The organism is Brevundimonas vesicularis, from assembly GCF_900445985.1.
Taxonomy (GTDB): Bacteria; Pseudomonadota; Alphaproteobacteria; order Caulobacterales; family Caulobacteraceae; genus Brevundimonas; species Brevundimonas vesicularis_D.
On the sequence record NZ_UAQP01000014.1, the window covers coordinates 893,182 to 906,350 of the forward strand.

14 protein-coding genes are annotated in these 13,169 nt (G+C 66.7%); 5 read left to right on the forward strand and 9 right to left on the reverse strand.

What is annotated here, in order from left to right; translation table 11 throughout:
* Position 1: 1 nt before the first annotated feature.
* Complete coding sequence (locus DT343_RS13410; protein ID WP_112863250.1) at positions 2 to 1,234, forward strand: type II toxin-antitoxin system HipA family toxin; 1,233 nt, start codon at positions 2 to 4, stop codon at positions 1,232 to 1,234.
* Positions 1,235 to 1,318: 84 nt separating this feature from the next.
* Here the strand turns inward: DT343_RS13410 and DT343_RS13415 are convergent, their stop codons facing one another.
* Genes DT343_RS13415 through DT343_RS17525 form a run of 3 tightly spaced genes read right to left on the reverse strand, consistent with a single transcriptional unit; the run spans position 1,319 to position 3,989 of the window.
* Entirely contained in the window at positions 1,319 to 3,508 is a 2,190-nt protein-coding gene (locus tag DT343_RS13415; protein WP_220116718.1) for a DEAD/DEAH box helicase, read from the reverse strand.
* Positions 3,463 to 3,831: a DUF3429 family protein gene (locus tag DT343_RS17645; RefSeq protein ID WP_220116804.1), complete on the reverse strand. Its 369-nt coding sequence runs from the start codon at positions 3,829 to 3,831 to the stop codon at positions 3,463 to 3,465. The genes DT343_RS13415 and DT343_RS17645 overlap by 46 nt, the downstream gene beginning before the upstream one ends.
* Positions 3,828 to 3,989 carry a hypothetical protein gene (locus DT343_RS17525; RefSeq protein WP_181669199.1) on the reverse strand — a complete coding sequence of 54 codons (162 nt, stop codon included), beginning with the start codon at positions 3,987 to 3,989 and terminating at the stop codon, positions 3,828 to 3,830. Before DT343_RS17525 ends, DT343_RS17645 begins: the two co-directional genes overlap by 4 nt.
* Before the next feature lie 159 nt (positions 3,990 to 4,148).
* Here DT343_RS17525 and DT343_RS13420 point away from each other — a divergent pair, with 159 nt between their 5' ends.
* From DT343_RS13420 to DT343_RS13430, 3 genes are all read left to right on the forward strand, one after another.
* The gene (locus DT343_RS13420; RefSeq protein ID WP_258522583.1) at positions 4,149 to 4,463 is read left to right on the forward strand and encodes a hypothetical protein; all 315 of its coding nucleotides are present in this window, start codon (positions 4,149 to 4,151) and stop codon (positions 4,461 to 4,463) included.
* Entirely contained in the window at positions 4,450 to 5,988 is a 1,539-nt protein-coding gene (locus DT343_RS13425; RefSeq protein WP_112863252.1) for a cryptochrome/photolyase family protein, read from the forward strand. Before DT343_RS13420 ends, DT343_RS13425 begins: the two co-directional genes overlap by 14 nt.
* Before the next feature lie 66 nt (positions 5,989 to 6,054).
* Positions 6,055 to 6,810, forward strand: a complete 756-nt coding sequence (locus DT343_RS13430; protein ID WP_258522584.1) for a M48 family metallopeptidase — start codon at positions 6,055 to 6,057, stop codon at positions 6,808 to 6,810.
* Here the strand turns inward: DT343_RS13430 and DT343_RS13435 are convergent, their stop codons facing one another.
* From DT343_RS13435 to ccmA, 6 genes are read right to left on the reverse strand one after another with little or no spacing between them, the layout of a single operon-like run.
* Positions 6,811 to 7,074, reverse strand: coding sequence for a hypothetical protein (locus DT343_RS13435; protein ID WP_112863254.1), 264 nt, complete (start codon positions 7,072 to 7,074; stop codon positions 6,811 to 6,813). It lies immediately after the preceding gene.
* A gap of 45 nt (positions 7,075 to 7,119) precedes the next feature.
* Complete coding sequence (locus DT343_RS13440) at positions 7,120 to 7,680, reverse strand: DsbE family thiol:disulfide interchange protein (RefSeq protein WP_112863255.1); 561 nt, start codon at positions 7,678 to 7,680, stop codon at positions 7,120 to 7,122.
* Positions 7,677 to 7,910, reverse strand: coding sequence for a heme exporter protein CcmD (gene ccmD, locus DT343_RS13445; RefSeq protein ID WP_112863256.1), 234 nt, complete (start codon positions 7,908 to 7,910; stop codon positions 7,677 to 7,679). Before ccmD ends, DT343_RS13440 begins: the two co-directional genes overlap by 4 nt.
* Before the next feature lie 4 nt (positions 7,911 to 7,914).
* Positions 7,915 to 8,634 carry a heme ABC transporter permease gene (locus DT343_RS13450; protein ID WP_112863257.1) on the reverse strand — a complete coding sequence of 240 codons (720 nt, stop codon included), beginning with the start codon at positions 8,632 to 8,634 and terminating at the stop codon, positions 7,915 to 7,917.
* A gap of 39 nt (positions 8,635 to 8,673) precedes the next feature.
* On the reverse strand, positions 8,674 to 9,384 hold the full coding sequence (gene ccmB, locus DT343_RS13455) for a heme exporter protein CcmB (RefSeq protein WP_112863258.1): 711 nt from the start codon (positions 9,382 to 9,384) through the stop codon (positions 8,674 to 8,676).
* Positions 9,381 to 10,004: a heme ABC exporter ATP-binding protein CcmA gene (gene ccmA, locus DT343_RS13460; RefSeq protein ID WP_112863259.1), complete on the reverse strand. Its 624-nt coding sequence runs from the start codon at positions 10,002 to 10,004 to the stop codon at positions 9,381 to 9,383. Before ccmA ends, ccmB begins: the two co-directional genes overlap by 4 nt.
* A gap of 367 nt (positions 10,005 to 10,371) precedes the next feature.
* Between ccmA and acnA the strand changes: the two genes are divergently transcribed.
* A complete protein-coding gene (gene acnA / locus DT343_RS13465; RefSeq protein WP_112863260.1) occupies positions 10,372 to 13,098 on the forward strand; it encodes an aconitate hydratase AcnA in 2,727 nt (908 codons plus the stop codon).
* The last annotated feature ends 71 nt before the right edge of the window (positions 13,099 to 13,169 follow it).

The window sequence follows — 13,169 nt, forward strand, 5'->3', positions numbered from 1 at the left end:
GATGGCCGCCGACGCCCTTGAAGTCCTGCTCAATGACCAGAAGGTCGGCGTGATCTCCGCTCTGGGCGGTGACCAATCTATCTTCTCATTCGACGACGCCTATGCGGATGACCCGGATCGACCGACCCTCAGCTTGTCGTTCAAAGGCGAGCAAGGCGGTCTTTTGCGCGATCATAGGCCGACCCAGACACGGCTAATGCCCTACTTTTCGAACCTGCTGCCCGAAGGCACGCTTCGCGACTACCTGGCCAAGCGCGCGGGAATTAAGCCGATGCGGGAGTACCCGCTGCTTGAGGTGTTGGGGCCGGATCTGCCAGGCGCCGTGACCGTGCGGCCGCTGGGGGAAGACGTCGTCGATGAAGATGACGAAGAGCACCGTGAGGATGAAAAGAATGAGGGCGCGGCGGGTCAAGGCGCCCTGAGGTTCTCCCTTGCGGGGGTGCAGCTGAAGTTCTCAGCCGTCGAGAAAGCCCAGGGCGGCCTGACGATTCCCGCGAGCGGTCGCGGCGGGGACTGGATCATCAAGCTGCCGTCGATACGATTTCGCGGCGTGGCGGCCAATGAGTTCTCAATGATGCGGCTGGCCAGCGCTATGGGCATGGACATCCCAGATGTAGAACTCGTGCCACTCGATCAGATCGAGGGGCTGCCGGAGGGTATCGGCAAGATCGAGGAGGAGGCCTTCGCCATCCGGCGGTTCGACCGCCGGGAGGACGGCGGACGCATCCATATTGAGGACTTCGCCCAGGTCTTCGGCGTCTATCCGGGCGAAAAGTACGACAAGGGGTCTTATCGCTACCTTGCGAAGGTCCTCTGGCTCGAAACCGGCGAAGCCGGGGTGCGCGAGTTCATCCGGAGGCTGGTGTTCAACACCCTGATCGGCAACGCAGACATGCATCTGAAGAACTGGTCGCTGATCTATCCGGATGGCCGGACGCCACAGCTGTCTCCCGGTTACGACTTCCTGTCGACGACCGTCTACATCCCCGACGAGAATGCGGCTTTGAAGTTCGCTCGTACGAAGCGGATGGCAGAGTTCAGCCTGGACGAGATCGGTTATATGGCCGCCCGGGCAGGCCTGCCGGAGGCCCTGGCTCGTGACGCGGCGATTGAGGCGGTGGATCGCTTTCATGAGGTCTGGGGCGCGGAACGTGCACACTTGCCTATAGCGGATGGCCTCGCCGCCGAGATCGATAGGCTGCTCGGCGTCGTGCCGCTTGCGCAGGGACGCTAGGGAGCTTCGGCCCTACAGATCGCGAGATAGAGATGCCCTGCCGGTTTCGACAGGGTCTGTCTCTCAAGCCGCTCGAAGCCCCGATCATACCGGCTGAGCCAGCTCTAGGTATCGGCACAGTGCGTTGATCAGCTGCATCCGCCTAGGCGTTCGGCACTCGGCGGCAAGAAGATGTGGGGACGCCACCAGTACACACAGCGCCTTAGCGCGCGATGTGACCACGTTGAGACGGTTCAGGCTGTAGAGGAATTCCATTCCGCGAGGCGCTTCCGCGCCGCTGGAAGTGGCCATTGAGTAGAACACGAGCGGAGCTTCTTGGCCTTGGAACTTATCAACGGTGCCGATGTGGACGTCGGGCAGCCTGTCCCGAAGTTCGGCGACTTGAGCGTTGTAGGGGGTAATGACCATGATGTCGGCGGCGGTCAGGGGGCGGTCGTAACCGTCGGCGTCCGTGAACTGGGCGCCTGTCGCCAGAAGCTCCGCGATAAGGTCAGCAATCACGGTCGCCTCCTCACGAGAGACGTTCTGGTTTCCGATATGTGGGACGCTGACGAAGCGTGGCCCGCTGCCGGTCAGACGGCCGCCGGCCCGGATGGTCTGGCGGTCCAGATTATCGCGAGGATGCAGGCGATCCTCGTAGAACATCTCGGAGGTGAAGGCGCAGATATCAGGGTGCATCCGCCAGGTCTGGTCGAGGAACAGGCCCTGATCAGGCGTGATGGTCTTAGCGCCGTTGAGCAGATGATGAAGCGCCGAGACGTCGGTGCCCTCCGGGTGAGCGCCCTGCATAGGCTGATCGAGTTGCTGGGGGTCGCCGAGCAGAACGACGGTTCGGGCTGCCTGGGCCACAGCGAGGACGTTTGCGAGTGACATCTGGGCGGCCTCATCGACGAACAGCACGTCGACGCACTCGAACGCTTCCGGGCGCGACCAGAGCCATGCCGTGCCGCCGGCCACTGGGCAGTCCGGCCCGATCGCCGCGAACAGCGCGGGGTTGTCGCGCACGAACCGCAGTCTCGGCTGGTCCGCCTCCATCTCCTTCGGCTTCTGAACGCAGCGAATGTCCAGGCTCCGCTCCTCAGCCGCCTCGACGACCTTGTCGAGGAGGTTGCGAATGACCTTGTGACTATTGGCGGTAATCCCGACCGTCCGGCCCGCCGCCACGAGAGCGGCGATCATTCTCGACCCGGTGTAGGTCTTTCCGGCACCGGGCGGACCCTGGATCGGGAGCACACCGGGCGGCAGGTCGGCCGCCAGTCTCAGTGCGGTGTCCAGAACCCTCTCGTCCTCTCGCCGGATTGAACGGTCCTGGCCCGGCAGCCGTTCGCGCAGTAGAAGCGCCCGGGCGGCGCGATAGGGGCCGTCGCCTTCCAGACCGTGCTCGGCGACATGACGACCCAGGCGCAGAAGAGACTCCTTCATCTCGCCCGCGCCGACGAATCCGTGTGCGAACACCGCTTCCGGATGCACCCCGGCCGCGTCTGCCCGCTTCTTGATCTCGATCCAGCCCTCTTCGACCGAGAGTCCGACGATCTTGCCGATTTGGGCCCCGCCCTCCGCACGGACATCCTCGTCCCCGCGAACTGCGATCTCCTGTGGCGGGAAGGCGTATCGGTGGATGGGGCATTTGGCCGTCCCGCCGACCGTCTCGACCAGACGGAGGCCCGAGAAGCCCGCGCGATCTTCCAGCAAATCTTCGGCCGCCAGGTCCGCGAGGCGGAAGAACTCCCACCAGACAGCCTTTTCCTCCCGCCGATGCCAGTCCAGCATCTGGGCCAGGAGCCAACGGCCGTGTTGCTCGGCGGATCGCTCCTCGGGGTCGACTGGAACACCGTCGAGCAGTCGATCCATGACAGGTGTAATCAACGCCAACCACGCAGCGACGCTTTCCGGCGCAGCCCCGTCCACGGGTTCGGGTCTGGGCACGTCCGTACCGGACGCGACCAGTTCGGATCTGCGGCTCTCGAGCCAGTCGCGGAGACGGAGCGTCGAGACGCAGTCGTCCTGATTATAGGCCGTGACGACGCCGCGATCCTCGTCGGAAATGGTCGCAGCGTCATCGAGCTCGAGACAGGCCTGCACCTTGGCAAGCGCGTGGTTGGCTGCTTGCGGCGATACAGATCTCTCGAAGCCGTAGAGCGGTTCCAGCCTCTTGATGGAATAGCTCTCGACGCTAGCGCGCAGGCCCTGTCTCACCACGCCGTACAGGTCCACGAAAACCTGGCTTCTCAGTAGCCGGTCCACCTCCTCTTCGCGAGAAGCGTAGCGTCCCATGAGGCGCTTGAGCGCGCCAGGCTCATAGGGAGCGAGAGCGTCAGCACGCCCAGACCGATCGACAGCGGCGCCCGCAGCGCCAGCCAGCCCTCGGGCGTCAGACCCGCCGCCTTCAGCTTCAGATCGACCAGGACGCTGGCGGCGATGAAGACGCCCAGCAGGACCAGCGGCACGGCCGGGTCGGAACCCGCCGCCCAAGCGACGCTGGTCGCCAGCGCGAGAAGCGAGGGCGCCACAGAGGCGATCCAGACCCATTTGGGCGCCTTCAGGCCCGTCGCGGCCGCCAGTCCCCACCAGACGCCGCCCAGAAAGCTGAAGATCAGGGCGGCGTAGGCATGGCCAGGCCAAGGGCGGCGGTCTTCTGGTCCGCGTCGCCTGCAAGAAGGACGACGACCGCCGTCGCCTGGGGCAGCAGGCCAGCGAAACCCAGTATGCGGGCGAGCGGCGGCAAGCGATGTCGGCCGGTGGGTTCAATCGTCATCGGACACCTGTCGAGGCGGGTTGCGATCCAGACTGTAGAGGACCCCCCGTATAGGATGGCGAGCCCGTTCGCCGTCGCCGAGAGCCTTCGATCGTCATGACTCCCTTGCTTGTCTGGTATGATGGCGGCTGTCCCCTATGCCGACGCGAGATCGCCCTGATGCGGCGGCTGGATCGACGCGGCGCGATTCGCTTCGTCGATGTGTCGGACGGTCAAACACTTTGCCCACTGGATCGCGAGGCGTTTCTGGCGCGATTCCACGCGACGGAAAACGGAAGGCTGCTGTCAGGTGCGGCGGCTTTTGATGTGGCGGGCCATCCCGCTGCTGCGTCCGCTGGGCCTGGCCGCACGCATCCCCTGGGTCCTTGCGGCGTTGGAGAGAGCGTACCGGGTGTTTCTGCGCCTGCGTCCTCAACTTCAGTCTCTCGCTCGCAAATGGGCCCGGTGATGGGAATAAAACATGTCCGTGCTTAGGCTGGTGCTGGGCGATCAGCTGTCGGACGACCTGTCGGCGCTGAAAGATCTGAACCCGGACATCGACACGGTTCTGATGGCCGAGGTTCGCGACGAGGCGACCTATGTCCGGCACCACAAGCAGAAGCTGGCTCTGGTCTTTGCGGCCATGCGCAATCACGCCGAGCGGCTGAAGGGGCGGGGCGTCAATGTGCGCTATGTGCGGATCGACGATGCGGACAACAGCGGCTCGATCACCGGCGAACTGGCCCGGGCGCTGGAGGACGGCGTCCATGAGGCGGTGGTGATGACCGAATGCGGCGAATGGCGGCTGGCCGAGCATCTGGCCGCCTTTGCGGAAGGGGCGGCGCTGCCGGTCGAGATTCGCGAGGATCGCCGCTTCATCAGCAGCCACGACCGTTTTCGTCGCTGGGCCTCGGGCAAGTCGCAGCTGCGCATGGAGTTCTTTTATCGCGAGATGCGCCGCGCGACCGGCATCCTGATGGACGGCGATCAGCCGGAAGGCGGGCGCTGGAACTATGACGCCGAGAACCGCAAGAAGCTGGCCAAGGGCGTGACGCCGCCCGATCGCCTGCGCATCCCGCCCAACGCCGTGGCGCGCGAGGCGATTGCGGATGTGGAGCGGCTGTTCGGCGACCATTTCGGATCGCTGGACGGGTTCGGCTGGGCCACCACGGCGGACGAGGCGGAAGCCTCGCTGAAGCACTTCCTGAAGGATGTCCTGCCCTCATTCGGGGACTGGCAGGATGCGATGGCGGAGGGTCAGCCGTGGATGTGGCATGGGCTGATCTCGACCTCGATCAACCTGGGCCTGCTGGACCCGCTGGACGTCTGCAAGCGCGCCGAGGCGGTCTATCGGGCGGGCAAGGCGCCCCTGAACGCGGTCGAAGGCTTCATCCGGCAAATCCTGGGATGGCGCGAGTTCGTGCGCGGCATCTACTGGCTGAAGGCGCCGGAGTATCGGGCGCGCAACTTCCTGGATGCGGACCGCAAGCTGCCCTGGTTCTACTGGTCCGGCGAGACCGACATGGCCTGTGTCGCCGACGTGGTGAAGACCACGCGCGACAACGCCTACGCCCACCATATCCAGCGGCTGATGGTGACGGGCAATCTGGCCTTGCTGCTGGGCGTGCATCCCGATCAGGTCGATGACTGGTACATGTGCGTCTATGCCGACGCCTATGAATGGGTCGAGATGCCCAATACGCGCGGCATGGCCCTTTTCGCCGATGGGGGCATCGTGGGGTCCAAACCCTATGCGGCCTCGGGGGCCTACATCGACCGGATGAGCGACTACTGCGGGGCGTGTCGCTATGACGTGAAGAGCAAGAGCGGCGATGCAGCCTGTCCGTTCAACCGGCTGTACTGGGGCTTTCTGGAGCGCAATCGCGGCCGGCTGCGGGACAATGTGCGGCTGGCCATGCCCTACCGCACGCTGGAGAAGTTCGGGGAGGCCAGGCGCAAGTCCCTGGCGGCCGAGGCGGAGGCATGCCGGACCCTGCTGGGCGCGACGCCTGTGGAGTGAGCGGGGAACCTTGGCCGACCATCGGGATTTGATGGCCAATCTGTTTCACCATTCATGAGGTCCGCCGTGGGTCTTCGTCGCCGTTCCGCCCTTCTTCTCGCCGCCGCCGCTGCGGCCTCCACGCTGTCCGCCTGCGCCTATAACGAGGCTCTGGGGCGCAATCAGCTGTTGCTGGTGGACAACGCTTCCCTGTCCCAGCAGTCCGCAGCCGCGTGGCGCGAGGCGGTGGCGAAGCCCGGCGTCAAGACGACCGGCGCACAGGTGGACCGCATTCGCCGCGTCGGCGATCGGCTGGTGCAGGCGGCGGGCCTGGGTAATCGAACATGGGATTACGCCGTCTTCCCCGCGACCAGCCCCAACGCCTTCGTCTTGCCGTCGGGGCAGATCGGCGTGACCGACAGCCTGTTGGCCCTGGTCCAGAATGACGATCAATTGGCCTCGGTGATCGGTCACGAAATCGCGCACGTCGTCGCCAACCACGCCGCCGAGCGCGCGTCGAGCAAGGCGGCGGCCGGTCTGGGCCTTGCGGCCGTCGGCGGCGCGGCCGGACGCTATGGGGACGCGGTCAACGCCTACGGCGGTCTGGCGGCCCAGTATGGGCTGCTGCTGCCCTATTCGCGTCGTGACGAGCTGGAGGCCGACCGTCTGGGCGTCGACTATATGGCGCGCGCCGGCTTCAAGCCGTCTGAGGCCGTGGCGCTATGGCGACTGATGGCGTCGCAACGTCAGGGCAGCATCCCGCAGTTCGCCTCGACCCACCCGTCCGATGCGGCGCGGATCGAAGCGCTGCAGCAGTATATCGCCAGCCGCGGCTGGAACTGATCAAACCCGGATGTCGAGATAGGATCCGGGTCGCAGGATGCGCGGCTCCTCCCTCTGCGGCGGAGCAGCCGGCGCCTCGACGGGGCGGGCCGGGTTGGCGGTGCGGATCGTGGACATGACGGCGGCGGCCGGGACAGGCGTTTTCGGCGCCGCCGTCTGATCCATGGCGGCGCGGAAGAAGGCGGCCTGGGCGCTGCGTGCGCTCGGCAGATCAAGGCCCTGGGCGGGCGTATTCAGCGGCAGGCCGGGACGAATCGCGCTCATGCCGACATGGTTAATGGAAACCCTCGAAAAAGGGTTAACGCGGCCTCACCGCTTCGTAGGCGCGGGACGAGGCGGGGCCTGCATGGACGCGACCAGTCGGTCGATGTCGGCGTCGTCCAGCAGGGGGCCGGACTGTTTGGCGGTGATGCGGCCCATGGCGTCGACGGCGAAGGTCTCGGGCACGCCGGAGATGCCGAGGTCGAGGCCCGCACGACCTTCGCGGTCCACCAGCACCATGGAATAGGGATCGCCCAGTTCGTCGAGGAAGGCGCGAGTGGCGACCGCCTCATCCTTGTAGGCGATGCCGACCACGGCGACCCCGCGCGCCTTCAGCGCCAGCAGCTTGGGATGTTCGATCCGGCACGGCGCGCACCAGGAAGCGAACACATTGACCAGCATGGGCCGGCCGACGCCGGCGGTCTTAAGGTCCAGATTGCCCGGTCCCGCCTGGTCGCCCGACAGCAGGGGCAGGACCGTCTCTGGAATCGTCTGGCCGACCAGGGCGTCGGGCTTGAACGCCGGGTCGCGCTTCAGCGACCAGCCGACGAACAGGGCCGCCAGAGCCGCGAGGACCGCCAGCGGGATCAGGGCCAGCCAGCGGTTCACGGGCGAAGCCCTGTTTCTTTTGGCCCTATCGCGCTTCGCGCTGCTTGAGGGCGGTGGGTGTCCGCTGCTTCTGGGTGTGCGCCTTGGTCTGCCTCAAGCCGGGCCAGTTCGCGCTTCCATTTGCGGGAGGCGACGACGGCGCGGACGGTCAGGACGATCAGCACCAGGGCGCTGACGCCCCAGGCGGGCCAGACGAAGGCGGCATAGGGGGTCATGTCGAGGTCGAGCATGGCTTCAGGCCTCCTGAGCCAGACGGGCGCGCAGGGTCATGACGCGGCGGCGGCGTATTTCGGTGCGGATGGCTGTCAGCCACAGGGCCGCAAACAGCATCCCGTAGGCCGCCAGCATGGTCAGGAAGGGCGGCAGATAGACGGGGTCCAACCCCGAGGAGCCAGGCGTCAGGAAACTGGCGGGCTGATGCAGGGTGTTCCACCAATCGACCGAGAATTTCACGATCGGCAGATTGATCAGGCCGACCAGACCCAAGACGGCGGCGGCGCGCCCAGCCTTCTGCTCATCGTCGATCGAGGCTCTCAGCGCCATATAGCCAAGGTAGAAGAGAAACAGCACCAGCACGCTGGTCAGGCGCGCGTCCCACACCCACCAGGTCCCCCACATCGGCTGGCCCCACAGCGAGCCGGTGAACAGGGCCAGGGCCGTGAAGGCGGCGCCCGGCAGGGCGGCGGCGCGGGCGGCGGCGTCGGCCAGGGCGTGACGGAAGATCAGCGCAAAGAAGCTGGACACGCCCAGCGCCGCATAGGCGCCCAGGCCCAGGGTGGCGGCGGGGACATGGACGAACATGATCCGCACCGTGTCGCCCTGCTGATAATCGGCCGGAACGGTGAAGCTGAGCCAGGCGCCGACGCCCAGCAGCAAGGCGGCGAGCCCCCACAGAACGGGCGTCAACGGGCCGGTGAAGGCCATGAAGCGCTGCGGATTGGACAGGCCGAACATCGGTTCAGCGCTTACGCAACGAATGGACGGCGGGCAAGCTCACCCTTGCGCGTTGCGAACAGCGGCGGCTCCGGCGAAGGGCGCGACGACGGCGGCGAACAGGACGTAGGCGCAGAGCAAGGCCAGCGCCGGGCCGACCGGCTGGCCCGATCCAGCGCGCTCCAGGGCGCCGGCGCCGAAGACGACCGGGGGAATGAACAGCGGCAGGACGACGACGGCGATCAGCAGCCCGCCACGCCTGGCGCCCAGCGCGAGAGCGGCGCCTAGCGCCCCGGTGAAGGCGAAGCCCGCGCCGCCGATCAAGGCGGTCAGGGCGACCAGCGGCGTCAGCGAGGCGGGCAGGCCCAACGCCAGGGCGGCGACGGGGGCGGTCAGGGCGAGCGGCACGCCGACGGCGATCCACTGGGCCAGGGCCTTGATCAGGACGACCTGCTCCAACGCCAGATGACCGAGGGCAAGCAGATCCAGCGCCCCGTCCTCCATATCACGCTCGAACAGTCGCTCCAGCGACAGCAGGGACGCCAAGGCGAGCGCCAACCACGCGACGCCGCCGGCAACCGGGCCGAGCGTGCGCGGATCGCCGCCGGCCGCCAGCGGCAGGATGGCGGTCAGACAGGCGAAGAAGCCGCAGGCCAGCAAGGGGCCGCCGCCCCCGCCCCAGGCCAGATCCAGTTCGCGCTCCAGCAGCACGCGCGTCGCGCCGCGCAGGCCGGGCGGACGAGGTTCCTGATCGACATCGCGACGGCTCACTTCAGCGCCCCCAGATCGAGAGAGCGGGTCGGCAGCGGCAGGGGGTCGTGGACGGCGGCGACGATCAGGCCGTCGGCGTCCAGATGACGCTGCATCTGCTCGGCGAAGGCTTCGCGCCAACGCGTGTCCAGCGGCGCCATCGGCTCGTCCAGCAGCCACAGGGCGCGCGGCGATCCGACCAGCCGGCCCATGGCCAGACGACGACGCTGACCGGCTGACAGACGCCGGACCTCCAAGTCCAGAAGTGGCTTCAAGCCGAAGGCCTCGACGGCGTGGTCGACGCCGTACTGGGTGTGGCCCAACCAATCGCACTGAAACCCCAGCTCTTCGCGCGCGGTGCGGCCGCCCTTCAGCCCGTCCAGATGACCGAGAAAGTGGGTTTCACGTCCACGCGCCTGCCGCTCGTCCAGCTTATTGCCGTCGCCGTCCTGGAAGGCGACCGTCCCGGCGTCTGGCCGCAACAGGCCGGCGATCGCGCGCAGCAGGCTGGTCTTGCCCGCCCCGTTTGCGCCCGTCAGGGCCAGCACCTCGCCGGCGCGCAGGGTCAGGTCGAGACCGTGAAACAGCCGCCGCTCACCGCGCGAGACGGTCAGGCCGGCTAAGGTGAGGGTGTGGATCATGACGGCATCTCCCTCCCCGCTTCGGGGAGGGTGGCCGAGCGCAGCGAGGTCGGGTGGGGGCGGCGCTGCGCCGCATCTCCGATCGTTTTTGCATTAGGCCATGCGTCCCTGCCGGGCCGCCCCCACCCGGTCGCTGCGCGACCACCCTCCCCGAAGCGGGGAGGGAGAAGCAGGGTGGAAAATCTGCGAACCCTTCTCAATGTCCGCGTCAGGGGTGTGGACACATGGACGGTGCGGCGCGGCGGGGCTATAGGCACGGTCGCCGCAGCAGGCTTTCGCCGCGCGCGCAGGGGCCCTGTGAGCCGCTGCGTCTGCCGCGCGAAGGCGCAACCGGATTGTCGGGCGGCGCTGACCAGAGGAACTCTCCATGCCGTCGATCGACAGCTTCAAGACCCGCCAGGACCTTTCCGTCGGGCGTAAGAAATACGCCTATTACAGCCTTCCCGCCGCCGAGGAAGCCGGTCTGACCGGGATTTCCCGCCTGCCGCGCTCGATGAAGGTGCTGCTGGAGAACCTGCTGCGCAATGAGGACGGCGTTTCCGTCACCGAAGACGACCTGAAGGCCGTCGCCGCCTGGGTTGAGAACAAGGGCTCGGTCGAGCACGAGATCGCTTTCCGTCCGGCCCGCGTTCTGATGCAGGACTTCACCGGCGTTCCCGCCGTAGTCGATCTGGCCGCCATGCGCGACGCCATGAGCGCCCTGGGCGCCGACGCCGCCAAGATCAACCCGCTGGTGCCGGTCGATCTGGTCATCGACCACTCGGTGATGGTCGACAACTTCGGCACGTCGAAAGCCTTCGGCCAGAACGTCGAGCGCGAATATGAGCGCAACATCGAGCGCTACAACTTCTTGCGCTGGGGTTCGTCGGCCTTCAACAACTTCCGCGTCGTGCCGCCCGGCACCGGCATCTGCCACCAGGTGAACCTGGAGAACCTGGCCCAGACCGTCTGGACCCTGGACGAAGGCAAGAAGACCGTCGCCTATCCCGACACGGTCGTCGGCACCGACAGCCACACCACCATGATCAACGGCCTGGCCGTCCTGGGCTGGGGCGTCGGCGGCATCGAGGCCGAGGCCGCCATGCTGGGCCAGCCGATCCCGATGCTGATCCCCGAGGTCATCGGCTTCAAGCTGACGGGCACGATGCCCGAAGGCACGACGGCGACCGACCTGGTGCTGACCGTCACCCAGATGCTGCGCAAGAAGGGCGTGGTCGGCAAGTTCGTCGAATTCTTCGGCGACGCCCTGCCGAACATGACCATCGAGGATCAGGCGACCATCGCCAACATGGCTCCGGAATACGGCGCCACCTGCGGCTTCTTCCCCGTCTCGGCCGCCACCATCGGCTATCTGACCGCCACGGGCCGCGACAAGGCGCGCGTCGCCCTGGTCGAAGCCTACGCCAAGGCGCAAGGCCTGTGGATCGACGAGAATTCGGAAGACCCGGTCTTCACCGACGTGCTGGAACTGGACATCTCGACCGTCGTGCCGTCGCTGGCGGGTCCGAAGCGTCCGCAGGACCGCGTCGAACTGACCACCGCCGCCCCGGCCTTTGAAACCGCCCTGACCGACGTCTTCGCCCGCCCGGCCGACGCCCCGCGCGCCGAGGTCGAGGGTGAGAAGTTCACCGTCGGCGACGGCGACGTGGTCATCGCGGCCATTACCTCGTGCACCAACACCTCCAACCCGTCGGTGCTGATCGCCGCCGGTCTGGTGGCGCGCAAGGCCAATGCGCTGGGCCTAAAGGCCAAGCCCTGGGTCAAGACCTCGCTGGCCCCTGGCTCGCAGGTCGTGACCGACTATCTGACCGACGCCGGCCTGCAAAAGGACCTGGACGCCCTGGGCTTCAACCTGGTCGGCTATGGCTGCACCACCTGCATCGGCAACTCGGGTCCGCTGGATCCGGCCATCTCCAAGGCGATCAACGACAACGCCCTGGTCGCGACCTCGGTCCTGTCGGGCAACCGCAACTTCGAAGGTCGCGTGAACCCCGACGTCCAGGCCAACTATCTGGCCTCGCCGCCGCTGGTTGTGGCCTACGCCATCGCCGGCTCGATGCGGATCGACATCACTAAGGATCCGATCGGTCAGGACAAGAAGGGCAACGACGTCTTCCTTAAGGACGTCTGGCCGACCACGCAGGAAATCGCCGACATCCAGCGCAAGTCCGTCACCCCGGCCATGTTCGCCAAACGCTACAAGGACGTGTTCAAGGGCGACAAGCACTGGCAGGCCATTAAGGTCACCGGCGGTCAGACCTATGAGTGGGACGACAGCTCGACCTACGTCGCCAACCCGCCCTATTTCGACGGCCTGTCGATGGACCTGACCCCGGTTCAGGACGTGGTCGAGGCCCGCGTTCTGGCCATCTTCGGCGACTCGATCACCACCGACCACATCAGCCCAGCCGGTTCGATCAAAAAGACCTCGCCCGCCGGCGTCTATCTGACCAACCACGGCGTCGAGGCGGCCGAGTTCAACAGCTACGGCGCCCGTCGTGGCAACCACGAAGTCATGATGCGCGGCACCTTCGCCAACATCCGCATCAAGAACCGCATCACGCCCGAGATCGAAGGCGGCGTGACCAAGCACTTCCCGTCGGGCGACACCATGTCGATCTATGACGCGGCCATGCGGTATCAGTCGGAAGGCCGTCCGCTGGTCGTCTTCGCCGGCAAGGAATACGGCACCGGCTCGTCGCGCGACTGGGCGGCGAAGGGCACGCGTCTGCTGGGCGTTCGCGCCGTCATCGCCGAAAGCTTCGAGCGCATCCACCGTTCGAACCTGGTCGGGATGGGCGTCGTGCCGCTGCAGTTCAAGCAGGACGGCTGGCTGAAGCTGGGCCTGACGGGCGAAGAGATCGTCACGATCCGCGGCCTGTCGGACGCCAATATGGGCAAGCTGAAGCCGCGTCAGGACCTGTGGGTCGAGCTGTTCCGCCCGTCGGACGGCAAGATGGCCCGCTTCCCGGTCCGCTGCCGCATCGATAACCAGACTGAGCTGGACTATCTGCTGGCCGGCGGCGTCATGCCCTATGTGCTGCGCAACCTGGCGCGAGGCCCGGAAACCGAAGCGCCGATCGCCGCCGAATAGGTCGCGGATCGCCCAGACGAGAAAGAGGGCCGGCGGAGCGATCCGCCGGCCCTTTTCTGTTTGCCGAAAGG

Coding starts and splice junctions, on each gene's coding strand:
- DT343_RS13410 (WP_112863250.1), top strand. CDS start 2: ATGGCCGCCGACGCCCTTGAAGTCCTGCTCAATGACCAGAAGGTCGGC.
- acnA (WP_112863260.1), top strand. CDS start 10,372: ATGCCGTCGATCGACAGCTTCAAGACCCGCCAGGACCTTTCCGTCGGG.
- ccmA (WP_112863259.1), bottom strand. CDS start 10,004: ATGATCCACACCCTCACCTTAGCCGGCCTGACCGTCTCGCGCGGTGAG.
- DT343_RS13420 (WP_258522583.1), top strand. CDS start 4,149: ATGCGGCGGCTGGATCGACGCGGCGCGATTCGCTTCGTCGATGTGTCG.
- ccmD (WP_112863256.1), bottom strand. CDS start 7,910: ATGCTCGACCTCGACATGACCCCCTATGCCGCCTTCGTCTGGCCCGCC.
- DT343_RS13450 (WP_112863257.1), bottom strand. CDS start 8,634: ATGTTCGGCCTGTCCAATCCGCAGCGCTTCATGGCCTTCACCGGCCCG.
- DT343_RS17525 (WP_181669199.1), bottom strand. CDS start 3,989: ATGACGATTGAACCCACCGGCCGACATCGCTTGCCGCCGCTCGCCCGC.
- DT343_RS13435 (WP_112863254.1), bottom strand. CDS start 7,074: ATGAGCGCGATTCGTCCCGGCCTGCCGCTGAATACGCCCGCCCAGGGC.
- DT343_RS13415 (WP_220116718.1), bottom strand. CDS start 3,508: ATGGGACGCTACGCTTCTCGCGAAGAGGAGGTGGACCGGCTACTGAGA.
- DT343_RS13425 (WP_112863252.1), top strand. CDS start 4,450: ATGTCCGTGCTTAGGCTGGTGCTGGGCGATCAGCTGTCGGACGACCTG.